This window comes from Rhodococcus sp. AQ5-07 (assembly GCF_009707305.1).
Lineage (GTDB): Bacteria > Actinomycetota > Actinomycetes > Mycobacteriales > Mycobacteriaceae > Rhodococcus_F > Rhodococcus_F erythropolis.
In genome coordinates, this window is record NZ_CP046099.1 from 755,985 (window position 1) to 782,328 (window position 26,344).

The 26,344-nt window shown below is 63.4% G+C and carries 26 protein-coding genes; 20 read left to right on the forward strand and 6 right to left on the reverse strand.

Going from position 1 to position 26,344, the window contains the following annotated elements:
- Positions 1-2 precede the first annotated feature (2 nt).
- Together GJB56_RS03530 and GJB56_RS03535 are read right to left on the reverse strand one after the other, a co-directional pair.
- A complete protein-coding gene (locus tag GJB56_RS03530; protein WP_019747762.1) occupies positions 3-716 on the reverse strand; it encodes a TIGR03089 family protein in 714 nt (237 codons plus the stop codon).
- A gap of 53 nt (positions 717-769) precedes the next feature.
- Positions 770-2,302, reverse strand: a complete 1,533-nt coding sequence (locus GJB56_RS03535) for an LCP family protein (protein ID WP_275887735.1) — start codon at positions 2,300-2,302, stop codon at positions 770-772.
- A gap of 66 nt (positions 2,303-2,368) precedes the next feature.
- On the opposite strand from GJB56_RS03535, the gene rfbD reads away from it, so the two are divergent.
- The 4 genes from rfbD to GJB56_RS03555 are packed head-to-tail and all read left to right on the forward strand — an operon-like array spanning position 2,369 to position 6,048.
- Positions 2,369-3,208: a dTDP-4-dehydrorhamnose reductase gene (gene rfbD / locus GJB56_RS03540; protein ID WP_021332554.1), complete on the forward strand. Its 840-nt coding sequence runs from the start codon at positions 2,369-2,371 to the stop codon at positions 3,206-3,208.
- 43 nt (positions 3,209-3,251) lie between these two features.
- Complete coding sequence (locus tag GJB56_RS03545; protein WP_021332555.1) at positions 3,252-4,166, forward strand: glycosyltransferase family 2 protein; 915 nt, start codon at positions 3,252-3,254, stop codon at positions 4,164-4,166.
- On the forward strand, positions 4,163-5,245 hold the full coding sequence (locus GJB56_RS03550; protein WP_019747766.1) for a sugar phosphate nucleotidyltransferase: 1,083 nt from the start codon (positions 4,163-4,165) through the stop codon (positions 5,243-5,245). The genes GJB56_RS03545 and GJB56_RS03550 overlap by 4 nt, the downstream gene beginning before the upstream one ends.
- Positions 5,246-5,277: 32 nt before the next feature.
- Positions 5,278-6,048 (forward strand): SGNH/GDSL hydrolase family protein, encoded by a 771-nt coding sequence (locus GJB56_RS03555; protein ID WP_113683008.1) that lies wholly within the window; start codon positions 5,278-5,280, stop codon positions 6,046-6,048.
- Here GJB56_RS03555 and GJB56_RS03560 read toward each other — a convergent pair.
- Genes GJB56_RS03560 through cofD form a run of 3 tightly spaced genes read right to left on the reverse strand, consistent with a single transcriptional unit; the run spans position 6,039 to position 8,977 of the window.
- Positions 6,039-6,599, reverse strand: coding sequence for an NUDIX hydrolase (locus GJB56_RS03560; protein ID WP_019747768.1), 561 nt, complete (start codon positions 6,597-6,599; stop codon positions 6,039-6,041). The two genes, GJB56_RS03555 and GJB56_RS03560, sit on opposite strands and share 10 nt — an antisense overlap.
- 3 nt (positions 6,600-6,602) lie before the next feature.
- The gene (locus tag GJB56_RS03565) at positions 6,603-7,988 is read right to left on the reverse strand and encodes a coenzyme F420-0:L-glutamate ligase (protein ID WP_070386883.1); all 1,386 of its coding nucleotides are present in this window, start codon (positions 7,986-7,988) and stop codon (positions 6,603-6,605) included.
- Positions 7,985-8,977: a 2-phospho-L-lactate transferase gene (gene cofD, locus GJB56_RS03570; RefSeq protein ID WP_003940958.1), complete on the reverse strand. Its 993-nt coding sequence runs from the start codon at positions 8,975-8,977 to the stop codon at positions 7,985-7,987. Before cofD ends, GJB56_RS03565 begins: the two co-directional genes overlap by 4 nt.
- Before the next feature lie 380 nt (positions 8,978-9,357).
- Here cofD and GJB56_RS03575 point away from each other — a divergent pair, with 380 nt between their 5' ends.
- Complete coding sequence (locus tag GJB56_RS03575) at positions 9,358-9,636, forward strand: WhiB family transcriptional regulator (RefSeq protein WP_020907098.1); 279 nt, start codon at positions 9,358-9,360, stop codon at positions 9,634-9,636.
- Positions 9,637-9,831: 195 nt separating this feature from the next.
- On the opposite strand, the gene GJB56_RS03580 is transcribed toward GJB56_RS03575, so the two are convergent.
- Positions 9,832-10,320, reverse strand: coding sequence for a metallopeptidase family protein (locus GJB56_RS03580; protein ID WP_003940797.1), 489 nt, complete (start codon positions 10,318-10,320; stop codon positions 9,832-9,834).
- An 80-nt stretch (positions 10,321-10,400) separates the two neighbouring features.
- Here GJB56_RS03580 and GJB56_RS03585 point away from each other — a divergent pair, with 80 nt between their 5' ends.
- The 15 genes from GJB56_RS03585 (at position 10,401) to lpqB (ending at position 26,308) form a co-directional block, all read left to right on the forward strand.
- Positions 10,401-10,787 carry a DUF3499 domain-containing protein gene (locus tag GJB56_RS03585; protein WP_020969213.1) on the forward strand — a complete coding sequence of 129 codons (387 nt, stop codon included), beginning with the start codon at positions 10,401-10,403 and terminating at the stop codon, positions 10,785-10,787.
- A gap of 127 nt (positions 10,788-10,914) precedes the next feature.
- Positions 10,915-12,288, forward strand: a complete 1,374-nt coding sequence (locus GJB56_RS03590) for a phosphomannomutase/phosphoglucomutase (RefSeq protein ID WP_019747772.1) — start codon at positions 10,915-10,917, stop codon at positions 12,286-12,288.
- A gap of 163 nt (positions 12,289-12,451) precedes the next feature.
- Positions 12,452-13,546, forward strand: coding sequence for a tobH protein (locus GJB56_RS03595; protein ID WP_113683007.1), 1,095 nt, complete (start codon positions 12,452-12,454; stop codon positions 13,544-13,546).
- Entirely contained in the window at positions 13,547-14,779 is a 1,233-nt protein-coding gene (manA, locus tag GJB56_RS03600; protein ID WP_113683006.1) for a mannose-6-phosphate isomerase, class I, read from the forward strand. It abuts the gene before it with no gap.
- A 28-nt stretch (positions 14,780-14,807) separates the two neighbouring features.
- Entirely contained in the window at positions 14,808-15,767 is a 960-nt protein-coding gene (locus tag GJB56_RS03605) for a cation diffusion facilitator family transporter (RefSeq protein WP_019747775.1), read from the forward strand.
- An 86-nt stretch (positions 15,768-15,853) separates the two neighbouring features.
- Positions 15,854-17,350 carry an amino acid permease gene (locus GJB56_RS03610; RefSeq protein WP_019747776.1) on the forward strand — a complete coding sequence of 499 codons (1,497 nt, stop codon included), beginning with the start codon at positions 15,854-15,856 and terminating at the stop codon, positions 17,348-17,350.
- A gap of 111 nt (positions 17,351-17,461) precedes the next feature.
- Complete coding sequence (locus GJB56_RS03615) at positions 17,462-18,688, forward strand: alkane 1-monooxygenase (protein WP_020907102.1); 1,227 nt, start codon at positions 17,462-17,464, stop codon at positions 18,686-18,688.
- The gene (locus tag GJB56_RS03620; protein ID WP_003940827.1) at positions 18,688-18,873 is read left to right on the forward strand and encodes a rubredoxin; all 186 of its coding nucleotides are present in this window, start codon (positions 18,688-18,690) and stop codon (positions 18,871-18,873) included. The genes GJB56_RS03615 and GJB56_RS03620 overlap by 1 nt, the downstream gene beginning before the upstream one ends.
- Positions 18,870-19,052 carry a rubredoxin gene (locus GJB56_RS03625; protein WP_003940894.1) on the forward strand — a complete coding sequence of 61 codons (183 nt, stop codon included), beginning with the start codon at positions 18,870-18,872 and terminating at the stop codon, positions 19,050-19,052. Before GJB56_RS03620 ends, GJB56_RS03625 begins: the two co-directional genes overlap by 4 nt.
- A 48-nt stretch (positions 19,053-19,100) precedes the next feature.
- A complete protein-coding gene (locus GJB56_RS03630) occupies positions 19,101-19,742 on the forward strand; it encodes a TetR family transcriptional regulator (protein ID WP_020907103.1) in 642 nt (213 codons plus the stop codon).
- A 60-nt stretch (positions 19,743-19,802) separates the two neighbouring features.
- A complete protein-coding gene (gene ahcY / locus GJB56_RS03635) occupies positions 19,803-21,281 on the forward strand; it encodes an adenosylhomocysteinase (protein ID WP_021332564.1) in 1,479 nt (492 codons plus the stop codon).
- Positions 21,282-21,361: 80 nt separating this feature from the next.
- Complete coding sequence (locus tag GJB56_RS03640; RefSeq protein ID WP_020907105.1) at positions 21,362-22,003, forward strand: dTMP kinase; 642 nt, start codon at positions 21,362-21,364, stop codon at positions 22,001-22,003.
- A gap of 116 nt (positions 22,004-22,119) precedes the next feature.
- Positions 22,120-22,797 carry an MtrAB system response regulator MtrA gene (mtrA, locus tag GJB56_RS03645; protein WP_003941013.1) on the forward strand — a complete coding sequence of 226 codons (678 nt, stop codon included), beginning with the start codon at positions 22,120-22,122 and terminating at the stop codon, positions 22,795-22,797.
- Positions 22,794-24,533 (forward strand): MtrAB system histidine kinase MtrB, encoded by a 1,740-nt coding sequence (mtrB, locus tag GJB56_RS03650; protein ID WP_019747781.1) that lies wholly within the window; start codon positions 22,794-22,796, stop codon positions 24,531-24,533. Before mtrA ends, mtrB begins: the two co-directional genes overlap by 4 nt.
- The gene (gene lpqB, locus GJB56_RS03655) at positions 24,530-26,308 is read left to right on the forward strand and encodes an MtrAB system accessory lipoprotein LpqB (protein WP_020907106.1); all 1,779 of its coding nucleotides are present in this window, start codon (positions 24,530-24,532) and stop codon (positions 26,306-26,308) included. The genes mtrB and lpqB overlap by 4 nt, the downstream gene beginning before the upstream one ends.
- Positions 26,309-26,344: the final 36 nt, after the last annotated feature.

The following is a 26,344-nucleotide window of genomic DNA, read 5'->3' on the forward strand; positions in this document are numbered from 1 at the left end:
GTTCAGAACTGCTTCGTGACCTTCTCGGTGCCCACTCGGCGCGCGGTAGCTTCCGCGTCCGGGTGGGCTACCTGCACGAGTGAGGCGCCCGCGGCGAGAACGGCCAGAAGCCCGTCGATCAATTCGTCTGCCGTGTCCCACGTGCGGCTGGAGAGGACACGATCCGTCGACGCCAATTCGACGTTCTTCGACGATGCCCGTGCGGCGTCGATCGTGTCCGCTACGGACCGGCCTTCCAGCGCCGAACCGGCTCCGGCGCTACGGAACTGGTCGCCGTGGACACGAATGGAGGTTGCGTAGTCGGCGACGCCGAGCGGAAGATCGCTCAAACCTTTGCCGAACGCGTCGAGTGAGAGTGCGGCTACTTCCGGTACGTCCGCAACATCGTCCAGACGGTCGGCAGTGACAAAAGCCAGTTCGGCGTCGGCGTCGGGGGAGAGGACGACCTCACCGCCTGCCCACCACACACCCAGCAAGACGGCGACGCTCTGCCAGTGCGCGGGAAGCAGCACGGCAACTTTGCCGCCGGGCTCGAGGGCGAACTCGTCCCGAACCATGTTCGCTGTCTTTGCCGCCCAGTTGGCCAGAGTGCTCGCAGACAATTCGATGCGCTCGCCGGTGGCGTCGTCGTAGTAGGTCACGCGAGGGCCGGCCGGGTCGGCAGCCAGGATCGGTCCGAGGAGGGCGTCGGTCAGGTTGTCTACAGGCGAAGGCACGTAATCAGCTTACGCAGCCGTCCAGTTCACACCGCTTTCAGTTCACACAGTTTTCAGTTGACACAGCGCGGGCCGTTGGAGGCTGCGTCGATCGGCGGACCGGGAGGGGCAGGGGTGGGACTGGTCTCGGTGGTGCTCGCCGATTCAGTCGTGCTTGTCGCGCCTTCGGACGGGGATACCGCGTCCGCGGACTGCGGTCCGCTGTAGTCCTCGGCAATGACAACCCGAACCTTGCCCGAGGACAATGACGAATCCGCCTTGACCGTCAGACCGCCGAGTGCCTCGGCCACCGCGAGTGCAGCGTCGTCGTCCGCGGACTTTGCGAACACCGTCGATTCGGAGACGTCGGAGCCGGTGTTGTTGCCGACCTGTCCCTGCTTGTACCCGAGGGCACTCAATGCCTCGGAAACCCCGCTGGCCAACCCCGCGACGTCACTGGCATTAGCGACGTCGACCGTGATCGAGGATGCATTCACGGTGGTCGGTGCCTCGGAGGTCTCCTCCGAGTCCTCGCTGTCGGCGCCGACCAATCCGGCGATGTACTTCTTGACGGCCTTGGGATCGACCTTGACGATGGACTCGCCGTAATCGGTCATGCCGTTGATGTCGAGAACGGGAATGGTCTCGAATTGCACCTTTCCGCCGGCCAGATTCTGCAACTGCTTGGCGAATTCGATGATGTCCCAGTCGTCGTCGATGACGACGGAACGCTGAACGGCCGAGGTCAACTGACTGAGCTTGCCCGGGTCACTGAGGGTTTTTGCGCTCAGTACCTTACTGACGAGGGACGCCATGAACACCTGCTGGCGCACGATCCGGTCCAGGTCGCCGCGAGGAAGGTCGTGTCGTTGTCGCACGAAGCTCAGCGCGTCGGCGCCGTCGAGTGTCTGTTTCCCGGCTGCGAAGTTGGCTCCGGACATCGGTTCGTCGACTGGCGCGTTGAGGCAGACGTCGACTCCGCCCACTGCGTTGGTCAGCAGGACGAATCCGAGTAGACCGACTTCGGCGTAGTGATCGACGGTGATGCCGGTCAGATTTCCTACCGCTCCGATGAGCGCGGTCCGGCCGGCTTCCGTCGACTTCTTGTCTGCGTCGCTGTCGGACGACCCGTTGTTGACCAACTTCAGTCGCTCGGTTTCCTTGGTGGCACCGAACGCGGCGTTGATCTTCGACATACCGATACCGGGGACGTTGACGTACGCGTCTCGGGGAATCGAGATCGCGGTTGCCGAACTTCCGTCGTTGGGGACGCGGATCAAGATGATGGTGTCGGTGTTGGACGCAACTTCCTCACCAGCGCGCAACGAGTCGAGCTCGCTTTGTGAAAGCGGGTTGCCGTGTGCGTCGGTGCGACTGTCGGTTCCCACCATCAGAATGTCGATGGCTCCGTCCTTGCCCCCACCGAGGCCGAGTCCGCTTGCAGTGGCAAGGCTGTTTCTCAACGAGTCCACACCTCGCCATGCGAACCCGGTGACCAGCAGTACGAGCACGGAGAGCACCGCGACCGCTATGCGAGCCGGGCTCGTCTTGGTCCGAATCGGCGCAGGTCGTGGACGCGCGCGGCGCTGCGGTTGCTGGTGGGACACCCCTTCAGGTTACTGGTCCGATGCTCGGCCGCGGGTACCTCGACGCGGCGTGCCAGACTCAACCATGTGACGAATATCCTGCTCACCGGCGCCCGAGGGCAGCTCGGGACACGTATCGATGCTCTCGCAACGTCGGCGGGTCACACTGTGACGGCCGTCGGTTCCCGCGAGCTCGACATCACAGACAGCCGCGCGGTCGACGACTTCGTCTCGCCCGATGCGGTGCTGATCAACTGCGCTGCGTACACGGCGGTCGACGCCGCCGAGACCGACCAGGAGGCAGCGAGGGCGGTCAACGAGATCGGACCGCTGAATCTCGCGCGAGCGTGTGCGCGGGCCGGTTCGCGGTTGATCCACGTTTCGACGGACTACGTTTTTCCGGGTGACGCGAGCACTCCATACGACGTCGATGCACCGACCGGTCCCGCGACGGTCTACGGCCGAACCAAGCTGGACGGCGAGATCGCAGTACGAGAGTCGGGCGCCGACGTGGCCGTTGTCCGTACCGCGTGGGTGTATTCGGGTGTCGGTACGGATTTTGTCGCCACGATGCGCAGGCTCGAAGCCGAACGAGAATTCGTGAACGTCGTGGACGACCAGATCGGGTCACCCACGTACAGCGTCGATCTGGCCGGCGGCATCGTCGAACTCGCGCTGCGGGACTTCACGGGTGCGTCGACGTTCCACCTGACCAACGGCGGGCAAGCCAGTTGGTACGAGTTGGCGCGAGCGGTGTTCGAGGAGATCGGAGCAGACCCGGTGCGGGTGCGCCCGTGCAGCAGCGCGGACTTCGTGCGCCCTGCGCCCCGCCCGGCATATTCGGTTTTGTCCGAGCGCGCGTGGGTTACCGCGGGAATGACGCCGCTGCGTCCGTGGCGAGAGGCTCTGCACGCCGCTCTGGCGTGAGCATTGTTCGGGGCAGTGCCCGTGGGCGGCTAGGCTGACCGGCGTGAGTCCCAAGCTGGCCGTGGTAACGGTGACGTACTCCCCAGGCGAGCATCTTGAGAATTTCTTGAGCACGCTCGCCGCGGCGACGACAGAAAAACCCCAGGTCATCATGGCCGACAACGGGTCGACCGATGGTGCGCCGGAGGCGGCGGATGCCAAGTACGAGCATGTTCGTCTGCTTCGTACAGGGGGAAACATCGGCTACGGCGGAGCGATAAATCGGGCTGTGGCGGAGATCGATTCGTCGATCGAATTTGTCGTGATTTCCAATCCTGACGTCCAATGGGCACCCGGTTCACTCGACGAATTGGTCGCTGCGGCAAATCGGTGGCCAAGGGCCGGTGCACTGGGGCCGAAGGTCCTCGAACCGGACGGAAGTGTCTATCCGTCGGCACGAACGGTGCCCGACATCACCTCGGGCGTCGGGCACGCATTGCTCGGCACCGTGTGGCCGAAGAACCCGTGGACTGCTCGTTACCGTCAGGAGAACGAGGCAGTCACCGAGCGCTCCGTCGGTTGGCTTTCCGGGTCGTGCCTGTTGGTACGACGTGGTGCCTTCGACGCCATCTCCGGGTTCGACTCGCGATACTTCATGTACATGGAGGACGTCGATTTCGGTGATCGCCTCGGAAAAGCCGGGTGGCTCAACGTCTTTGTTCCCTCCGCTGTCGTGACCCATGCCAAAGGCCATGCGGCAGGCCGGCATCCGGAACTGATGCTGCCCGCTCATCATCGCAGCGCATACCAGTTCCAAGCTGATCGTCATCCGCACTGGTGGCAGGCTCCGCTGCGACTTGCCTTGCGCGGTGGCCTGGCCGTGCGGTCCAAGATCGCCGTAGCTTCTGCTGTTCGCGAGCGCGCTCGCACCGACGACTCGACCGACAACCCATCAGTTTCGAACCACGGGGGAAAATGATGTCCGATCCGAATCCGACCGACGCCGTAATCCTGGTAGGCGGCAAGGGCACTCGGCTGCGTCCGTTGACGCTGTCGGCGCCCAAGCCGATGCTTCCGACCGCCGGCCTTCCGTTCCTGACGCATCTGCTTGCCAGGATCGAGGCTGCCGGTATCAAGCACGTGGTGCTCGGAACATCTTTCAAGGCAGAGGTATTCGAGGACTACTTCGGCGACGGCTCCAAGATGGGGCTCGAGATCGACTACGTCTTCGAGACCGAGCCGCTGGGCACCGGTGGCGGAATCCGCAACGTACTCCCGAAGTTGCGTGGCGACAACGTCATGGTGTTCAACGGTGACGTGCTCGGTGGCACCGACCTGAACGCCATTCTCGAGACCCACGAGAAGACGGACGCCGACGTGACCCTTCACCTGGTTCGTGTGGGAGACCCGCGTGCATTCGGTTGTGTTCCGACCGACGAGGACGGGCGAGTCTCGGCATTCCTGGAGAAGACCCAGGATCCGCCGACGGATCAGATCAACGCCGGCTGCTACGTCTTCAAGCGCGAGATCATCGAGCAGATCCCGGAGGGACGACCGGTATCGGTCGAGCGCGAGGTGTTCCCGAATCTCCTGGCCGAGGGCAAGCGGGTGTTCGGCCACGTCGACTCGTCGTACTGGCGTGACATGGGAACCCCCGAGGACTTCGTTCGCGGTTCCGCCGACCTGGTGCGAGGCATCGCGCCTTCGCCGGCTCTCGAAGGTCCGCGCGGCGAGTCGCTCGTTCACCCCGGGGCGGGAATTGCGCCTGGCGCCGTCCTGATCGGCGGCACGGTTGTCGGCCGTGGCGCAGAAGTCGGCGCAGGTGCGCGCCTCGACGGTGCGATTCTCTTCGACGGCGCCGTTGTGGAAGCCGGTGCGGTAGTCGAACGATCGATCCTCGGATTCGGCGTCCGTATCGGACCACGAGCACTGGTCCGCGACGCCGTCATCGGAGACGGCGCGGACATCGGTGCGCGGTGCGAATTGTTGCGCGGCGCACGTGTGTGGCCGGGGGTGACGCTGCCGGACGGTGGCGTGCGCTTCAGCACAGATGTGTGATCGTTAGCTGACCTACTGGAATACTGGCGGGTATGACTTCTCTTCCGAGCCGTTACGTTGCCCTCGGTGACTCGTTCACCGAGGGCGTCGGCGACGCCGACGAACGATTCCCCAACGGTCTGCGCGGGTGGGCAGACCGAGTGGCCGAGCAGCTGGCGGTGAACAACCCCGAGTTCCGCTACGCCAACCTGGCGATTCGTGGTCGCCTACTCGGACCGATCATCGACGAGCAGTTGGAACCCGCTCTGGCGTTGAAGCCCGATCTGGTGACCATCTACGCCGGCGGAAACGACATGATGCGTCCGAAGCTCGACATCGACGCGATGGTCGCCCGCTACGATTCGGCAATCGGCCAGCTCACTGCTTCCGGTGCGCAGGTTCTCATGTTCACCGCATACGACACCGGATGGTCCGCCTTCTTCGGCAAGATCCGCGGACGCCTGGCGATTTACAACGAGCTTGTTCGCGAGGTAGCGGACCGCCACGGCGCGACCCTCGTCGACTTCTGGCGATTCTCCGAATATCAGGACCTACGGATGTGGGACTGGGATCGCCTCCACATGTCGCCCGCCGGGCACGAGAACATGGCGACGCGGGTGCTCGACGTACTGGGCGTCGAACACGGATTGATCGCGCCCGACCTCGGGCCTGCGCCGGTTCTCACGAAAGCGGAAACTCGTCGCGAGGATCGTCAATGGGCGCGAGAGTTCTTGGTGCCGTGGGTAGCTCGGCGCGTGAAGGGAACATCTTCGGGCGACGGCGTGAGCGCCAAGCAACCCGAGCTGTCTCCGATTCAGTCCTGATTCTTGCGCTGATGGGCGAGCGCTACCAGGTGGTCGATGGTCTCGCGTTCGGCAGTCGGCGGTAGCGCGTCCACCGGCCACCACCGGAGGTCGGTGGACTCTGCGCTGCGGACGATATGTGAATTGTCCGGCGCCACAACAAGAAACCGTAGATCGAGATGTCTGGTCGGGACCCCGAGTGAGCACGTGATCGGATGTGTGTGGGCGGAGAGTAGGTCCGCGTCTATCCGAACGTCGTGAATTCCGGACTCCTCACGAGCCTCCCGCAATGCCGCATCGACTACCGTCTCGTCGTCGGGCTCGCAGTGACCTCCGAGCTGAATCCACCTGCCCACCTTGGGATGCAGGGTCAGTAAGACGTGGCAGCCACTCTCGTCGAGAACCAGAGACGACGCGGTGATGTGTCCTGGGGCATGGCGACGAAGGCAGCCGTCCGGAGCCGAATCGAGGAACGCGAGCATCGTGTGCCGCAGTGACTCGTCCGCTTCGGAGGACGTCGACCAGCCCTCCAGGACGCCCTTGGCGGAGGCGTGCAGCGATTCGGCTGACATGACCTACAGCTCCACCAACGCGTCCCCGGGGGCGGAGACCGTGCGCGGAGTCAGTGGTTCGAGGGGGTACCCGATTGCGACTGCGCCGAGTGGCTGCCAATCGGCCGGGAGATCGAGTTGTTCGCGTACGAGGTCGGCGGCGAAGATCGTCGATCCGATCCAGCAGCTTCCCACGCCGCGTGTGGCCAGCGAGACCAGCAGTCCCTGCACTGCCGCGCCGGCAGCGACGGTGAACATCGTGGACTCCGCCGCGGTACGTCGGGCATCCGGATAACTGTGTGCGCCGTCGGGCACGCAGAAGGGAATGACGACCTCGGGGGCATCGAACAGGATGTTTCCGCGGGCAACCCGCGCGTCGACGGATTCGTCGCTACGACCGTCCGCACGCAGATCGGCGGCCCACTTCTCACGCATCTGCTCGAGGAGCGACGTGCGGACCGACGCGGTCCGCAGCCACACGAATCGAACAGGCCTCGTGTGGTGGGGTGCTGGAGCGGTGAGTGCCTCGGCGATCGAGCTGCGAATGATCTCCGCGTCGACGGGATCACCTGCGAACTGCCGAACCGACCGACGCAACAGCAGCGCCTGGCCGCGGCCCATCGCCGTAGCCTCCTCGGTTCCCAGCCAGAACAGATCGTCCGGGCCGCGACGGATCAGATCCTGGCCACTCGAACCGTCGTCCTCGAATCGGAGTCCTCGCACGACGGCGACGGGAACGCCGCCGAGCTTGCCCTTGACCAGATCGCCCGCAGCGGCGATCTCGTCCGCGATCGCGATCTCGGTGACGATCAGATCGTTGCCCTGACTGTCCTGTGCCCCGAGGTAGCCGTGCAGGACCGGAATGCCGGAGGAACCGATCGCGGCATCGGTCTGCCCGTTGCGCCACGCACGACCCATCGTGTCGGTCACGACGACGGCGACGGACTTGCCCGTGCTCTCGAGAATTCGGGCACGCAGCCCCGCTGCGCTCGCATCGGGATCCACGGGGAGCAGGGCCAGTTCGGCACCGTCGACGTTGGAGCCGTCGATGCCCGATGCGGCCTGCACGATGCCGAGTTTGTTCTCGGTGATCAGAGTGCGGCCCTTGCGGGCCACGACGCGGACGGCTTCCTGATCCACCAGGAGGCGTCGTGCTGCGTCGCGCTCTTCCGGATCGGTCGGCGAGGAAACGATGCGACCCTCGACTTTTGAGAACACCTTGCTCGTGACGACAACGACGTCGCCGTTCTCGAGCCACGGTGTCGCGTCGACGACAGCGGCGGCCAAGTCGTCTCCGGGCCGGAACTCGGGAAGGCCGAGCACGGGAATGACTTCGATTGCGGCGCCGGGGGAGTGATCGCCGGGAGAGTGATTTCTGTCGCGGCTTGCTTCGGTTCCGGGCTCGGTCACAGTTCGACTCCGGCGATCTCGAAAGCCGTTCGAACCATTTTTGCGGTCTCTTCGGGGGACGTCATCAAAAGTGGGATGCTTCGCACGTCCACCCCGTCGATGTCGGCCGTGTCACCTTCGTCGACGAGCCAGCCGTCGAGAATGCCGTTGATCGAGCGAGCTCCGTAGTGGCGACCGATCGCCTCGGAAGTCGTCTCGACCCCGATCACTTCGAGGCACTCGTCAGCCATGCCGCGCAACGGTTTTCCACCGATGACGGGGGAGAGGCCGACAACCTTGGCCGCGGTGGTCCGCAGGGCTCCGCGAATGCCGGGCACCGCGAGGATCGCGCCGACGCTCACGACGGGATTGGACGGTGCGATCAGCACGATGTCGGCACCGTCGATCGCCTCGACCACCCCCGGCGCGGGCTTGGCCTGCTCGGCGCCGACGTGAGCGAAGCTGTGAGTTTCCACCTGTGCTCGATGGCGTACCCACCACTCCTGGAAATGAATCGCCTTCTGTTCACCGTCTTCCGGATCGGTGATCACAACGTGTGTTTCGCTGCGGTCGTCGCTCACGGGAAGCAGTGCGACACCCGGATTCCAGCGATTGCACAACGCTTCGGTGATCGCGGACAACGGATATCCCGTGCGGAGCATCTGGCTGCGAATCAAATGCGTTGCGATATCGCGATCTCCGAGGCCGAACCAGTCCGGCTTCGCTCCGTATGCCGCGAGTTCTTCTTTCGCATTCCAGGTTTCGCCGGCGTGCCCCCACCCGCGTTCGGTGTCGATACCGCCGCCGAGTGTGTACATACAAGTGTCCAGATCGGGGCAGATGCGCAGACCGTGCATCCAGACGTCGTCTCCGACGTTGACGACGGCCGTGATGCGATGTGGGCCTTCGTATTTCTCGAGGGATTCACCACCGGCGATTCCGAGCGCATTTTGCACACCTTGAAGGAAACGGGCCCCGCCGACGCCGCCAACCAATACAGTCACGTTCACGACATCAGAGCCTAGGCGGTCGGCGCGTCGTCGTGTCTGGCGGGCAGAAGGTCCCGTCAATTGGGGGCCGGAATACTAATGGATTCATCTCGTTTAGCTTGACCGCGACACGCTGGACGTGTGTAATCTCAAATGTGTCATTCCAACCGCTACTTGTGAGTTCACTTGCAGCGGGGCCGGTTTCGAACACAGTTTCGAACGGTCGACGGGGTGGGGTTGAAGATGGAGTGAAAATTCTGCGCTATTACAGGTGAGGAGGCGGAACGATGCCCAATGAAAATGTCGAGATCAGTTCTCTCGCAATGACAGTAAGCGACGAACCGCAGACCGATTCCCGAGCAGGCGCAGCAGAAGGTGCCTGCAGCAGTGAGTTCGACGGTATGAGTACTCGGCCAGTGCTGAGTCTCGTCACCGGCTTCGAAGAATTGTTCGACACCATCGAGGATCAGTGGCAGGAGCGTGCTCTCTGCGCGCAGACCGATCCCGAAGCGTTCTTCCCTGAAAAGGGTGGATCGACGAGGGAAGCAAAACGGATCTGCCTCGGTTGTGAAGTTCGTGACGAGTGCCTCGAGTACGCGCTCGCGAACGACGAACGGTTCGGAATCTGGGGAGGGTTGTCCGAGCGCGAGCGTCGGCGACTCAAGCGGGGGATCATCTGATCTGCTGCTGAATCGGTTCTGTCAGCGTCGGGGCTGACGGGCGGTCTTCGAAAGTCTGACCTGCAACGGGGAATTGCAGGTCAAGCAACGACTGTTTTGTTCTTCGTGTGGATTTACTTCTTCGTGTGACATCAGTTTTTTCGTCTGACGGTGCGTCAGTCCTCGTCGGGCAGTATCAGTGCTCGTCCGGCAGTATCAGTCCTCGTCGGGCAGTGTGGGGTCGATGACCTGTGGGTCGACGCCCAGATACGTGCCGACTTGATGGACCAACACGTCGTGCACCAGATCCGTGAGTTCTTCCGGATCCTTCGCGCGCTGCTCCAACGGGCGGCGAAACAGCACAATTCTTGCGCGAGTCGTATTTCCGTGACGGTCGATTCCGGCCGGAATCAGTCGTGACAGTGGAACCGGGCCGTCTGCGATGACCTCCGGCGGCCATGTGACGGACTCCGGATCGTGCGCGTGAATCTTCGGAACTTCGTCCACCGCGATGTCGAGTTTCGTCAACCGGTCGTGCCACGCGAGGTCGACGGGCGAGAAGGCGTCGAGCACCAGGAGATCGAACTTCTCGGCCCGGGTACGCCTGGCCGGCACCTCCGGGGGAAGTAGTGGTCCGCGCAGGCCACGGCCGTGTCGCTCGATGGAACGAGTGGTGACCGAGCGTCGGCGGCGGGCTTGTGGCATGGCGCCCAGATTACGACAGAAGAAACTGCTCGGTGTGTCCGAGTAGGTTCCGGACGTGGGGAGGGCTAGGCTCCGTACCTGTGAGATCTCTGCGTCGCTGCTGCCGCCCCGGGTGCAAGAACCCCGCCGTCGCGACGCTTACGTATGTCTACTCGGACTCCACTGCGGTTGTCGGGCCGCTGGCAACCGTCGCCGAGCCCCATTCATGGGATTTGTGTGACACTCACGGCTCTCGAATCACCGCCCCCAAGGGCTGGGAACTCGTCCGCCACGAAGGCGGATTCGCGTCGAGCACTCCCGACGAAGACGATCTGACCGCTTTGGCCGAAGCTGTACGTGAAGCCGGTCTCGGAGATCGCAACAAGTCCAACGTCGACGCAGATGAGGACATACGTCCCGCGGCTCCGAGTACTGCCCGTACAGGGCGTCGTGGACACCTCCGCGTACTGCCCGACCCATCCAACTGACGCGAGATTCGTCGCCGCAGACGCTAGGCTCGACCGAGTACTTCCACACCCGAGTACTGCGAATCTCCGGACGCCATGCGCCCGGACGTTCCCGTCTGTGAGGGTGCATGCACAAGGAGAGTTTTCAGTGGGGCGAACAGCCGAGTCGGTTGCTGCAATCATCAAGGCGTACGACGTGCGCGGCGTGGTCGGTGAGCAGATCGACGAAGATTTTGTCCGCGACGTGGGAGCGTCGTTCGCCCGTCTGGTCCGTGACGAGGCCGGCGCTGCCACGACGGTTGTGATCGGCTACGACATGCGTGCATCGTCGCCCACACTGTCTTCTGCTTTCGGTGACGGCGTGCTCGCTCAAGGACTCGATGTCGTCTACATCGGATTGGCGTCGACCGACGAGCTCTACTTTGCATCCGGTTTGCTGAACTGCCCGGGCGCGATGTTCACGGCGAGCCACAATCCGGCCAAGTACAACGGCATCAAGATGTGCCGGGCCGGCGCCAAGCCCGTCGGTCAGGACACCGGCCTGGCAGTCATCTCCGCCGAGGTCGTCTCGGGTGTTCCCGCGTACGACGGACCGGCAGGTACCGCCAGCACGAAGGACGTCCTCGAGGAATATGCGAGCTACCTCCGCGGATTGGTCGACCTGGCTGCGTTGCGCCCGATGAAGGTCGCAGTCGATGCAGGAAACGGCATGGGCGGCCATACCGCGCCGGCCGTATTCGGGCCGATGCCTCTCGAAGTCCTCCCGCTCTACTTCGAGCTCGACGGCACGTTCCCCAACCACGAAGCCAATCCGCTCGATCCGGCCAACCTCGTCGATCTGCAGGCCTACGTGCGTGAAACCGGAGCAGACATCGGCTTGGCTTTCGACGGTGACGCGGACCGTTGCTTCGTCGTCGACGAGAAGGGCGACCCCGTCTCTCCGTCCGCGGTGACGGCACTTGTCGCCAAGCGCGAACTCGCGAAGGAACCGGGCGCGTCGATCATCCACAATCTGATCACGTCGCGGGCAGTGCCCGAACTGGTCGAAGAACTCGGCGGCGTCGCGATCCGTACCCGAGTCGGCCACTCGTTCATCAAGCAGGAGATGGCCGAGACCGGTGCCGTCTTCGGCGGCGAGCACTCAGCTCACTACTACTTCCGCGATTTCTGGGGCGCCGACTCCGGCATGCTCGCGGCGTTGCACGTACTCGCCGCACTGGGCGAGCAGGACCGTCCGCTCTCCGAGTTGATGGCGGAGTACACCCGCTACGCGGCCTCGGGTGAGATCAACTCCACGGTGGCTGACGCGGCCGATCGCACTGCCGCTGTGCTGGCAGCATTCGCGGACCGCACCGAGTCGGTTGATCGCCTCGACGGTGTCACAGTCAGTCTCGAGGGAAATGCCTGGTTCAACTTGCGCGCGTCCAATACCGAGCCTTTGCTGCGACTCAACGTCGAAGCACCCACGTCCGCCGATGTCGACGCATTGGTGAACGAAATTCTGGCGATCGTCCGGGCTTGAATCCGAGTCTGATCGGTTTGTCGGTGAGCCGAAGCCCTGGGATAGTTGGGGGACTATCTCGGGAACGACTGCCTCGGGAACGAGGGCTCTGCCACCACGGACCGCGTAGAGCTGGAATGCTGGATGGTGCGGGAACTGCTAACGGAGAAGGGGGTGCGGTGAGATGACAGCGCCGATGCCGCTTCTCGACCTCGACGACAGCGAGGGTTTGTCGGCTGCCGATTCGGAAGGGCTACTGCGGTCTGTGGCCATGGGGGGCGCACAGATTCGGGCCACCGCATCGGCCGTCGGCGAGGGTGTGATCTCTCGGCTGGCCGGCCTGCGCCCGCGCAGCGTCGTGCTGATTGCCGGTGCCGGTGGCGCTCGGCACGGAGCCAGGATCGCGCTTGCCCTCGTCGGAGATTCGGTCGGTTGTCCGCTCCTCGTACTCGACCGGACGCCGTCGTGGGCCGGACCGTTGGACGTGATCGTCGTTGCCGGCGACGATGCCGGTGATCCGCGCCTGGTCGAATCCGTCGACAGTGCAGTTCGCCGTGGCGCCGAAGTTGTTGTCGCCGTTCCGGACGAGGGGCCCATGCGGGCTGTGGCGGCCGGGCGCACCACGTCGTTGCCGCCGCGGCTCTACGCCTCTCCGAGGCACACGATGACGCGGTTCCTCGCCGTCTTCCTCGCGGTTGCCGCCGAAATCGAGGGCAAGGGATCGATCGAGGACCGTTCGGCGGTGCTCGGTCGAATCGCCGACGCCGTTGATGCGGAGGCGCTGCGGGACGGGCCGGCCAACGAGGTATTCCACAACCCGGCCAAGTCGTTGGCCACCAGAATGAGCGGCCGGCGGGTCGTTCTGTGTGGGAGTGGTTCCGTGACAACAGCACTCGCAGAGTTCTCGAGCGTTTCGCTGATGAGCTCTGGCCTGAATGCCGCTGCCGCCGAGATGTCGGAGGTGATTCGTTCGGCACGAGCTCTGTTCGCGCCGGACGCAGCTTCGCGTGATTCGGTGTTCCACGACCCGTTCTTTCACGATCCGCAACTGGACGGCGCACTGCCGACCCCGCCGGCGCGGGCGTTCGTCTTCGCGACCGAATCCACGCGCGGGGAGGCGAGACGCCGGATGGACGCACTGGCCGACGCCGATCTGGTAGTGGCGGCAGACGAAGACCAGACCAACGTGGTGATATCGGAGATGGAGCAGGTATTCGTGTTGGCGTCTCGAGTAGACATGGCCGCGGCGTACGTGCAGTTGACGGGTGGTGCGAAGTAAGTGCGTGAACTCGAAGGTGCACTTCGTTCTTACGCGTGGGGCTCGCGAACGGCAATTGCCGAACTACGCGGTCTTGCGACCCCGTCGAATCATCCCGAAGCGGAGTTGTGGTTGGGCGCCCACCCGGGGGACCCGGCGCGCGTGATCACCGAATCCGGAAGCGAGTCGTTGCTCGAGGTCCTGCACCGCGAACCCGAGCGTGAACTCGGCCGTGAGAACCTCGATGCATTCGGTGAGCGACTCCCATTCCTGCTCAAGTTGCTTGCGGCGGAAGAACCGCTGTCGCTTCAGGCGCATCCCAGTGCCGTTCAAGCCGACGAGGGTTTTCGTCGTGAGAACGCACTCGGCGTTCCCATGGAATCGCCGATTCGCAACTACAAGGACGGCAGCCACAAGCCCGAACTTGTTGTCGCGCTGAGCAGATTCGAAGCGCTTGCCGGATTCCGCGAGCCGACGCGGACTGTCAAACTGCTGCGCGCTCTGGCCGTCGACGAGTTGGAGCCGTACATCGGTCTGCTCGAAGGCCAACCCGATTCCGACGGACTCCGGGCGTTGTTCACGACATGGATCACGCTGCCGTCCACGGTGCTCGGGACGTTGCTCCCTGCCGTGCTTGCCGGGTGCATCACCTACGTCGCGCACCACGACGCCGAATTCGTGACCGAGATCCGCACCGCGCTGGAATTGAGCGAGGCGTACCCCGGCGACGCCGGCGTTCTGGCGGCACTACTGCTCAACCGCGTCACACTCGAGCCCGGCCAAGGGCTGTTTCTCGCTGCGGGAAATCTCCACGCGTATCTCCATGGACTCGCGGTCGAGATCATGGCCAACTCCGACAACGTGCTGCGCGGCGGGCTGACGCCCAAACACGTCGACGTGCCCGAACTGTTGAGGGTTCTGGACTTCGTCGGGGCCGATATCGAAGTGCTCGATCCGGCCCCGTCGCCAGGATCAGGTCAGTCAGGGTCAGGCAGATACGAGTACGTCACGCCCGCACCTGAATTTCGTTTGACGCGTCTGGAGTTCGACTCGAATGCCACCGACCTCGTTGTCGAAGCCGGCGGCCCGCGGATTCTGATCTGCACCGACGGCGCGGTCACTGCGACGTGCGGTGCCGACACTCTCGACCTCGATCGGGGCCGAGCCGCGTGGATTGCTGCCGACGAGCCCGTAGTACACCTGACCACACGAACCCCGACTGCGCAGGTTTTCAGTGCAGTGGTCGGTCGATAGGAATCTCGGTCGATAGCGAGGAGACATTGTGTCGGCTCATGGTGGCAAGAAGGCGATTCTGGCGGCCCTCGGAGCCAATGCCGGAATTGCCGTAGCCAAGTTCGCCGGATTCTTGATCACCGGATCGTCGTCGATGCTCGCCGAATCGGTGCACTCGGTGGCCGACACGTCCAATCAGGGTTTGCTGCTCTTGGGACAGAAGAAGGCAGAACGTGAGGCAGATCAACTGCACCCGTTCGGTTACGGGCGCAACCGGTACTTCTATTCGTTCGTCGTTGCACTGGTGCTCTTCACCCTCGGTTCGCTGTTCGCGATCTACGAAGGTATTCACAAGATTCAGCATCCGGAAGAACTCAATTCGGCTTTCGTGGCAATCGCGATCCTGTTCATCGCGATCTGCCTGGAGGGCTACAGCTTCCGGACCGCAGCGAAGGAATCACGACCGCTCAAGGGAAATGCGTCGTGGTGGAACTTCATCCGAACCTCTCGTAGCCCGGAACTCCCGGTTGTGCTGCTCGAGGACACCGGCGCATTGATCGGTCTCGTCCTTGCACTCGGCGGCGTCGGCCTCACGATGGTGACCGGAAATCCGGTCTTCGACGGCATCGGAACTCTGTGCATCGGTGTCCTGCTCGGCATCATCGCGGTCATTCTGATCATCGAAATGCAGTCGCTGCTGATCGGTGAGGGCGCAACGGCGGTGGAGACCGAACTGATCCTCAACGCACTGGTCGACGGAACTCGTATCGAACGCGTCATTCATTGCAAGACGCAGTACCTCGGTCCCGAGGAGATCCTTGTTGCTGCCAAGGTTGCGGTGCCGGTCGGATCGACGATCTCGGATGTGGCGACGGCGATCGACGAGGCCGAGTCTCGCGTGCGCGCTGCAGTGCCTGCGGCGCGGGTGATCTACCTCGAGCCGGACCTGGATCGTCTCAGCGCAGGCGATCGCCCTGAAACAGATCTACAGGCTCCCGACAAACCCTGAACAAAGCCGCGCCTGCGGGCTTAGGCTGATGCCATCTCTCTACTTGCCCATGGTGGGACCTGCTGGTCCCCAGCAAGGAGGCGGCAATGGCTGTCAAGGACGAGCAGGCCGGATCTGGACGGTCGAAGCTGTTTCGAACCAAATCGATCGAGCAGTCCATCAAGGACACCGACGAGCCGGAGACCAAACTCCGGAAAGAGCTGAACTCGTGGGATCTCACGGTGTTCGGTGTCGCAGTGGTCATCGGTGCGGGCATCTTCACACTCACGGCTCGGACGGCGGGAAACGTCGCCGGGCCGTCGGTTTCGCTGGCTTTTGTCATCGCGGCAATCGCCTGCGGACTGGCAGCGCTGTGTTACGCCGAGTTCGCGTCGACGGTCCCGGTCGCCGGTAGCGCGTACACGTTCTCGTACGCGACGTTCGGTGAATTCGTCGCCTGGATCATCGGCTGGGATCTCATCCTCGAATTCGCTTTGGCGTCTTCGGTGGTGGCAAAAGGCTGGTCGCTATACCTCGGCGAAGTGATGGGTTCACGCAGCCCGATCGTCGAGTTGGGGCCGATCTCGTTCGACTGGGGTGCGGTGCTGGTGATCGCCGTCATCACGATCCTGCTCGCGACCGGCACAAAACTCTCTTCGAGGGTGTCACTGGTGATCACGGCGATCAAGGTCGCGGTGGTGTTGCTGGTGATCATCGTCGGTCTGTTCTACATCGACACCGACAACTACTCGCCGTACATTCCGCCGTCGGAGCCGGGCTCGACGGGAGAGGGCATCCACCAGTCGTTGTTCTCGTACGTGACCGGGGCCGGTGGCAGCACATTCGGGTGGTACGGATTGCTCGCGGCAGCCAGTCTGGTGTTCTTCGCGTTCATCGGCTTCGACGTCGTCGCCACGACTGCGGAGGAGGCGAAGGAGCCGCAGAAGGCGTTGCCACGCGGCATCCTGGGCTCGCTCTTGATCGTCACGGTTCTGTACGTGGCAGTGACACTCGTGTTGACCGGGATGGTGAAGTACACCGAACTCGAGGGCGATACTTCCAACCTGGCAACGGCATTCGCCTTCCACGACATCACGTGGGCGAAAAACGTCATCTCGTTCGGCGCGTTGGCCGGTCTCACGACCGTGGTGATGGTGCTGATGCTCGGGCAGACCAGGGTGCTCTTCGCGATGGCACGCGACGGTCTGATGCCGCGACGCCTGGCGCCGACCGGCAAGCACGGAACTCCCGTGCGGATCACGATCTTGGTCGGCGTTGTGGTCGCGGTGCTCGCCGGAGTGTTCCCGATCGGCACCCTCGAGGAAATGGTCAATATCGGCACGTTGTTCGCGTTTGTTCTCGTGTCGTTGGGGGTTCTCGTGCTTCGTCGGACGCGGCCGGACCTACCCCGCGGGTTCAGGGTGCCGCTGGTCCCGCTGATCCCGATCCTGGCTGTCCTCGCGTGTCTCTGGTTGATGTTCAACCTGTCGGTGGAGACCTGGATGAGGTTCGTGGTCTGGATGGCCCTCGGTGTTGTCATCTACTTCGCCTACAGCAGGCAGCATTCGTTGATCGGGAAGCGTGAACGCGGCGAAATCGAGTAAATGTACAAAGATTATGATTTGTCTATCACTTGTACAAATAGCGTAGTACTGTCTATCTCAGGGTGAACTGACTCACAGTTGTCGAGTCGGTCCGAATCGAGGAGGTAGACCGTGTCGACGCACGTGAACTCGCAGTCCGGGCAGACACTCCCGCCCGAGCAGTGGCGTGACAAGAAGAGATATCTTTGGCTGCTCGGCCTGGTGCCGCCGACGGCGGTCTTCATTGCCGTCGGATTGGTCGCGTTGTTCAACAGTCTCGGGTGGAACGCGGTCTCGCCGGTGTGGTGGTGGATCGGGCCGTTGCTCGTCTACATCCTGCTCCCGATCCTCGACATCTTCTTCGGTCCGGACGGCGAGAATCCGCCGGACGAGGTGATGGAGCGCCTCGAGAACGACAAGTACTACCGGTACTGCACCTACATCTACATACCGTTCCAATTGGCCAGCCTGGTCCTGGCCTGCTATCTCTGGTCGGCGACCGACCTGTCCTGGCTCGGAATCGACGGGGGACTGGGGCTGATCTCCAAGATCGGTCTGGCGATCAGTATCGGTTGCGTCGCAGGAATCGGGATCAACACCGCACACGAACTAGGTCACAAGAAGGACGATCTCGAGCGCTGGTTGTCGAAGATCACTCTGGCGCAGTCGTTTTACGGCCACTTCTACATCGAGCACAATCGTGGACACCACGTGCGGGTCGCCACGCCCGAGGATCCGGCGTCGTCTCGCTTCGGCGAGAGCTTCTGGACCTTCCTGCCGCGCAGTGTGTGGGGATCTCTGCGCTCGTCGTGGTCCCTGGAGAAAGCCAGGCTCGATCGACTGGGTAAGAAGCCGTGGACAATTCGCAACGACGTCCTGCATTCGTGGTTGATGTCCGTCGTACTCTTCGGTGTCCTCGTCGCCGTTTTCGGGCTCTCGGTGCTGCCGTTCCTGGTGCTGCAGGCCGTCTTCGGATTCTGCCTGCTCGAAACCGTCAACTACCTCGAACATTACGGACTGAAGCGTCGCCGTCTGGACAGTGGGCGGTACGAGCGCGCCGCACCGGAGCACAGTTGGAACAGCGATCACATCTGCACCAACATCTTCCTGTATCACCTCCAGCGTCACAGTGACCATCATGCGAACCCGACACGTCGTTATCAGACGCTTCGAAGCATGGACGGTGCACCCAACCTGCCCAGTGGATACGCGAGCATGATCATGCTCGCCTACGTTCCGCCGCTGTGGCGAAAAGTAATGGATCCCAAGGTCCTTGCGCACTACGGCGGCGACATCACCCGCGTCAACGTTCAGCCGTCCAAGCGTGATCGCATCCTTGCTCGGTACGGAGCAGCGTGATGAGCAGCTATCGATGCCCGGTGTGTGAATACGTCTACGACGAATCGAAGGGTGCACCACGAGAAGGGTTTCCGGCGGGCACGCCGTGGGATGCCGTGCCGGACGACTGGTGCTGTCCGGACTGCGGCGTGAGGGAAAAGCTGGACTTCGAGCCGATGCCGGCAACGGCAGGGAGTGAATCATGAACGACTACAAGCTGTATCAGTGCGCGCAATGCGGCTTCGAGTACGACGAGGCAGTCGGCTGGCCGGAGGACGGTATCGAACCGGGAACTCGCTGGGACGACATTCCCGAAGACTGGAGTTGCCCGGACTGCGGCGCGGCGAAGAGCGACTTCTTCATGGTGGAGGTCGAGCGGCGGTGAGTTGCGTCGGCGTCGAACGGACCTGAGCGCGGCGGTAGTGTCGTCACCATGACTTCGACGCCAACTCGTCTGCCGCAGAAAGAAGCGTCGCGCCTGCTGCTGCGTACGTCGGTGCTCGATTCGATGCGTGAGTTGTTGACCGAGCGTGACTGGTCCGAGGTGACGCTGACAGTTCTGGCCAAGCATGCCGGTGTGAGTCGTCAGACGCTCTACAACGAGTTCGGTTCGAGGCAAGGGCTTGCCGAGGCATACGCGCTTCGCCTTGCCGACGGATTCGTCGATGCGGTGGACGAGGCCATGGTGGCGAACGACGGACGTGCAGTCGAGGCATTGACGGCGGGCTTCGGATCGTTTTTCGCCTCCAGCGCAACCGACCCGTTGGTGATCTCTCTGCTCACCGGTGAGGCCAAGCCGGACCTTCTTCGCCTGATCACCACTGACAGCGCGGTCATCATCGAACGCGCCTCGTCGCGGCTTGCGGAGAGCTTCCAGCGAGGGTGGATTCAGGCGTCACCCACCGATGCCGGGATTCTGGCCAGGGCGATTGCGCGTCTCGGGCTCAGCTACATTTCGATGCCGCCGGAGTCCGAGGTTTCGGTGGCGGAGGATCTGGGCACATTGCTCGGGCCATTCATCGACGTGGCGCGAGAGGGGCGCGCAGTAGAGGGGCGGGCGGGAGAGGGCGTCTAACCGATAGCCTGGTACACCGATAGGCTTGTGCATAGTTTGCACGTCAACCAGGAGAGGCAGATGACGACCTCAGTTTCAACAACGCCCGTGGCCGAGAGCCGTAACGGCATCGACTTCAAAGTTGCAGATCTTTCGCTCGCGGAGTTCGGTCGCAAGGAAATCCGTCTGGCAGAGCACGAGATGCCCGGCCTCATGGCGCTTCGTCGCGAATACGCAGAGGTGTTGCCGCTCAAGGGCGCTCGCGTTTCCGGCTCGCTGCACATGACCATTCAGACCGCGGTTCTGATCGAGACGCTGACGGCGCTCGGCGCCGAGGTCCGCTGGGCTTCGTGCAACATCTTCTCCACGCAGGATCATGCTGCCGCCGCCATCGTCGTCGGTCCGCACGGCACCCCGGAAGAGCCCAAGGGCGTTCCGGTTTTCGCCTGGAAGGGTGAAACCCTCGAAGAGTACTGGTGGGCAGCGGAGCAGATGCTGACCTGGCCGGGCGAGCCCGCCAACATGATTCTCGACGATGGCGGCGACGCCACCATGCTGGTGCTCAAGGGCGCACAGTTCGAGAAGGCCGGCGTCGTGCCGCCGACGGACGACGACCAGGATTCCGACGAGTACAAGGTCTTCCTTGCGCTTCTGCGTCAGTCGCTCGCAGCTGACAAGGGCAAGTGGACTGCGATCGCCGAGTCCGTCCAGGGCGTCACCGAGGAGACCACCACGGGCGTTCTGCGTCTGTACCAGGTTGCGGCTGCCGGCGAACTCACGTTCCCCGCGATCAACGTCAACGACTCGGTCACCAAGAGCAAGTTCGACAACAAGTACGGCACACGCCACTCGCTGCTCGACGGCATCAACCGCGGCACCGACGTTCTGATCGGCGGCAAGGCTGCGCTGGTCTGTGGTTACGGAGACGTCGGCAAGGGTTGTGCCGAGGCACTTCGTGGCCAGGGCGCTCGCGTCGCGGTCACCGAGGTCGACCCCATCAACGCCCTTCAGGCGCTCATGGACGGCTTCGAGGTCAAGACAGTCGAGCAGGCCATCGGCTGGGCCGACATCGTGATCACGTCCACCGGTAACAAGGACATCATCACGTTCGAGCACATGAAGGCCATGAAGCACCAGGCCATCCTGGGCAACATCGGTCACTTCGACAACGAGATCGACATGGCAGGCCTCGAGAAGTCCGGCGACGTCACGCGGATCAACATCAAGCCGCAGGTCGACGAGTTCACCTTCGCCGACGGCCACTCGATCATCGTGCTGTCCGAAGGCCGCCTGCTCAACCTCGGCAACGCGACGGGCCACCCGTCGTTCGTGATGAGCAACAGCTTCTCCAACCAGGTCATCGCACAGATCGAACTGTGGACGAAGCCGGACGAGTACGACAACGAGGTCTACCGCCTCCCGAAGCACCTCGACGAGAAGGTCGCCAAGATCCACGTCGAGGCGCTCGGTGGCACGCTGACCAAGCTCACGAAAGATCAGGCTGAGTACATCGGCGTCGACGTCGAAGGCCCGTACAAGCCGGAGCACTACCGCTACTGACCCGGCGATTCGTCGCTGAGAATGTAGTGCCCGCCGTCCCCCGGTCTGCGCAAGCAGGCCGGGGGATAGGCTTGTCCGCCGTGGGAACACTGGTGGCATTGGAAGGCCTCGACGGAGCTGGAAAGCGAACGTTGATCGGCAAAGTGGAGACCGAACTCCGCCGCGGCGGCACGTCGATCGCGACTCTGGATTTTCCGCGGTACGGAAAGTCGATCCACGCGGATCTTGCTGCCGAGGCGCTCAAAGGATCACACGGAGACCTGGCTGAATCCGTGAACGCGATGGCAGTCCTGTTCGCCTTGGACCGCGCCGGTGCTGCGGATCGGATCTCGGAACTGTTGTCCGCCAACGACATTGTTCTCCTCGACCGCTACGTTGCCTCCAACGCTGCCTACAACGCGGCGCGCGTGCATCAGGGCGTGGACGGCGAGATGGTCGCCTGGATCCGTGAATTGGAGTTGGGTCGACTCGCTCTCCCCGCTCCCGATCTGCAGCTGTACCTCGACGTGCCGGTAGCTCTGGCCGAGCAGCGCGCCCGCTCCCGTGAGGCCCAGGACGCGTCGCGTCAGCTCGACGCCTACGAGCGCGACGGCGGTCTGCAGGCCAGAACCGGTGAGCTCTACAAGCAGTTGGCAGCGACGAACTGGGCCTCACCCTGGTGGATCGTGGGGCCGGAGACGGACCCGGCAGATCTGGCACGCAGGCTCGCGGATTTCGCGTGATCGGTCACCCTGGCAGCCGGGATTCGAACTTTCCGGCACAGTAGAGGGAAAGACGCGGCACGCCGCACGGCCTCGTAACGGTCTGATTCATCGCTCCGAGATGCAACGATAGGGATATGAAACCAAGGATTCTGGTTGTCGACGACGACACGGCACTCGCCGAGATGCTCACGATCGTGCTGCGTGGTGAGGGTTTCGATCCCTACGTGGTGGGCGACGGAACCCTGGCGCTCGCGGCAGTGCGTGAGACGCGCCCTGATCTCGTCCTGCTCGATCTCATGCTTCCCGGAATGAACGGGATCGACGTATGCCGGGTTCTGCGTGCGGATTCCGGTGTGCCCATCGTGATGTTGACGGCCAAGACCGACACAGTCGACGTCGTGCTCGGCCTCGAATCCGGTGCGGACGACTACATCATGAAGCCGTTCAAGCCGAAGGAGTTGGTGGCGCGAGTTCGCGCTCGCCTGCGCCGCACCGAAGAGGAACCGGCCGAGCTGCTGAGCATCGCCGACATCGTGATCGACGTGCCGGCGCACAAGGTCAGCCGCGGCAGCGAGCAGATCTCGCTCACACCACTCGAATTCGACCTGCTGGTCGCATTGGCGCGCAAGCCGCGCCAGGTGTTCACCCGTGAAGTCCTCCTCGAGCAGGTGTGGGGATACCGCCACGCCGCCGACACCCGTCTGGTGAACGTGCACGTTCAGCGTTTGCGCGCCAAGGTCGAAACTGATCCCGAGAATCCCGAAGTGGTTCTGACGGTCAGGGGGGTCGGCTACAAGGCCGGACCGCCGTGAGCGGAGTTTCCAGGTGGCGTCGTCGTCTCAATCGACGGCTGACGCCATTTCTGCGGTGGTGTCACTCGATGAGCAACACCCTCGCGCACACGTGGCGACGCTCGCTCCAGTTGCGAGTGGTCGTCTCGACTTTGACGTTGTCCTTGATCGTCATCGTCATTCTCGGTGTCGTGCTGACCAGTCAGATCACCGATCGACTGTTGGAAACGAAGATCACCGCGGCAACCGAGGAAATGGACCGTGCCCGCGGCATCGTCGAAGACCAACTCGCGGGCGTCGACGATTCGACGGCGCTCAACGTTCAATTGGAAAGCGCTGCATCCGGACTGACAAGCCGTCGCAACCAGACCTCGGGCCAGGCCTCCGGGTCGGCCGGCACCTTCGACCCGGTGCTCATCGTGCCAGGGGACGGGCCGCGCCAGCCGACGAGTTCGGGACCGGTCGATCAAATCCCAGACAACCTGCGCGAGTTCGTCAAACGCGGCCAGATCAGCTACCAATTCGCGACGGTGTCCAACCCGAACGGTTACTCCGGTCCCGCGCTGATCATCGGTAGCCCCACCGCGTCGTCGATATCGGGACTCGAGCTGTACCTGATCTTCCCGCTCGCAAGCGAAGACCGGAGTCTGTCGCTTGTTCGAAGCACCCTGCTGATCGGTGGAGCCGTGTTGCTGGTGCTCCTGGCTGCGATTTCACTGTTGGTTGCCAGGCAGGTCGTGCTTCCCATCCGATCGGCCTCACGAATCGCGGTGCGTTTCGCAGACGGCCGACTCAAGGAACGAATGCCGGTCCGCGGCGAGGACGACATGGCGCGCTTGGCCATGTCCTTCAACGAGATGGCCGAGAGTCTGTCCAAACAGATCACCCAGTTGGAGGAGTTCGGCAGTCTCCAGAAACGCTTCACCTCCGATGTCAGCCATGAACTCCGCACACCACTGACCACGGTCCGCATGGCAGCCGACCTGATCTACGACGGCAGCGAGAACCTCGACCCGATGCTGCGTCGGTCGTCGGAACTGCTTGTCGCCGAGCTGGACAGGTTCGAGGGGCTTCTGGCGGACCTCCTCGAGATCTCCCGCCACGACGCCGGTGTCGCGGAACTCGCATCCGAACAACTCGACGTGCGTATGTGTGCGCGAGCGGCCGTTTCCACGGTTCGCCATCTCGCCCGCGAATCCGGCACCGAACTGATCGTGGACATGCCGGACGAGCCCGTCATGGCGGATGTCGATCCGCGCCGCGTCGAACGCATCCTGCGAAATCTCCTGGCCAACGCCATCGACCACGGTGAGGGGAAGCCGATTCTGCTTCGCCTTCGCGCCGACGACAATGCCCTCGCCTTCATCGTCCGCGACAGTGGCGTCGGGTTGCGTCCGGGCGAGGAGAAGTTGGTCTTCAACCGGTTCTGGCGATCGGACCCGTCCCGCGTGCGCCGCAGTGGCGGCACCGGACTCGGCCTCGCGATCAGCGTCGAAGACGCGAATCTGCACGACGGCAAGCTCGAGGCCTGGGGCGAACCGGGAGTCGGCGCCTGCTTCCGGCTGACGCTCTCGCGCACCCGTGGCAAGAAAGTCGTGTCGAGCCCACTACCTCTCAAGCCGACGACCACAAAGTTCGTCCGCACGCCGAGCGAAGCCGACATCGTCGCCGATACCGTCGGCGAGGTCACGTCGTCCCTGCCGACTCCGCGCGAATCGGACTCGCGGAACGAGTCCAACGGTGGGGATCGATCATGATCGGAACCCGCCGCCGTCTGGCACTTCTCGCAACAACGCTCAGCGTGCTGTTGCTGACCGGCGCGTGCGCGAGTTTGCCGGAATCCTCCTCGCCGCAGGCAATCGGAACTCTGGCAACAGCTGTGCCCGGAACCTCCGTCGAATCACCGGCATCGGGGCGAGAGCCGGACTTGCTGGTACGTGACTTCGTCAAGGCGAGTACCGATCCGTCCAACCGGCATGCCGCAGCCCGTCAGTACCTCACCAAAGACGCGTCGGCGCGCTGGGACGACGCGGCCAGTGCCGTCATCGTCGACAAGATCGACACCCTGTCGGCGTCGCGAACCAGTTCCGAAGCGGTGTACACGATTCGTGTGAACAAGGTCGGTCGCCTCGACCCCGGCGGGCTGTACGTCCCCGAAGAGGGCAGCTTCGAAGCGAAGATGACGCTGACGTTGACCGATGGCGAATGGCGTATCAGCGATCTGCCACCCGGTGTGATCATGGAGCGCCCGCAGTTCCTCGGCGCATATCAGCGGAAGTCGTTGTTCTTCCTCGACCCGACGAGCCAGACAGTCGTCCCCGATCTTCGCTGGATCTCCGGCGGACAGGACCAGGTGGCAGCTCAGCTGATCGGCCTGATGATCGACGGACCGAAGGCAGCGTTGGCGCCGGCTGTACGAAACGAACTCGGCAATGGCGTGTCGGTGATCGGTCCGATCACCAAGGCCGACGGCAAGCCGGGACAGGTCGGAGTCGGTCTCGGCGGTGTGCGCATCAACTTCCGTCTGGACAACCCGATGGATGCTGCGACGCGCGGTTTGTTTGCAGCGCAAGTCATCTGGACGCTCGCCAATGCCGATGTCGCGGGGCCGTACGTTCTGGAGATCGACGGCGAACCGCTGGACGCGGCTCATGCGGAAGGCTGGACCACCGCCGACGTCGCGTCCACCAACCCGCTGGCCACCACGAGTGCGACCGTCGGACTGCACGCACTGCGCAACGGTTCACTGGTGAGCGTCAGCGAGCAGGAGGCGACTCCGGTGCCCGGATTCGCGGGCAATGCGGGCAACCTCACGGCGGCTGCTCTCTCGCGGGACGGCAAGTTGGTCGCAGCCGTCGCAGACACGGCTCGGCCGGATCCAGCCACCCGGTTCGACTTGTCGCTCGGTACATACGGCGATGGTTCCGCTCCGGTGCTCGAAGGCAGCGCCATCACCCGACCTTCGTGGGAGCTGGACAACAACGCGGTCTGGGCGGCGGTGAACGGCAATACCGTCGTTCGGGTCGTCCGCGAACCAGGAACCGGTCGGGTGTCGGTCACCAACGTCGATGTCGGGGCGTTGACGTCGGTCGGTTCCACGATCTCGGAATTACGTTTATCCCGCGACGGCGTGCGAGCCGCGATGATCATCGACGGCAAGGTCTACCTGGCCGTGGTCGTGCGCACACCCAGCGGGGTCTACGCCCTGACGAGTCCGCGTGCGGTGGCGTCCGGCTTGGGAAGTACCGCGCTCTCACTCGACTGGAGCAACAGCGACACGATCGTGATCGCGCGCAGTGGAGCCGATATACCGGTCGTCCAGGTCGCGATAGACGGTTCACGAATGGACGCGCTGCCGAGTGGAAACCTGACCGCTCCCGTCACCTCCGTGGATGCGTCGCCGACCACCGAGTACGTCGCCGACGCGCGTGCGGTGTTCCAACTGAACAACAACGACCCCGCCGGGGATCGACGCTGGCGTGAAGTGACTGTGCTGACCGGACAGAAGGCGATTCCGGTTCTACCTGGCTGACGTCTCTGTGTTCTGGTGCATGTCGGTGCTCTGGTG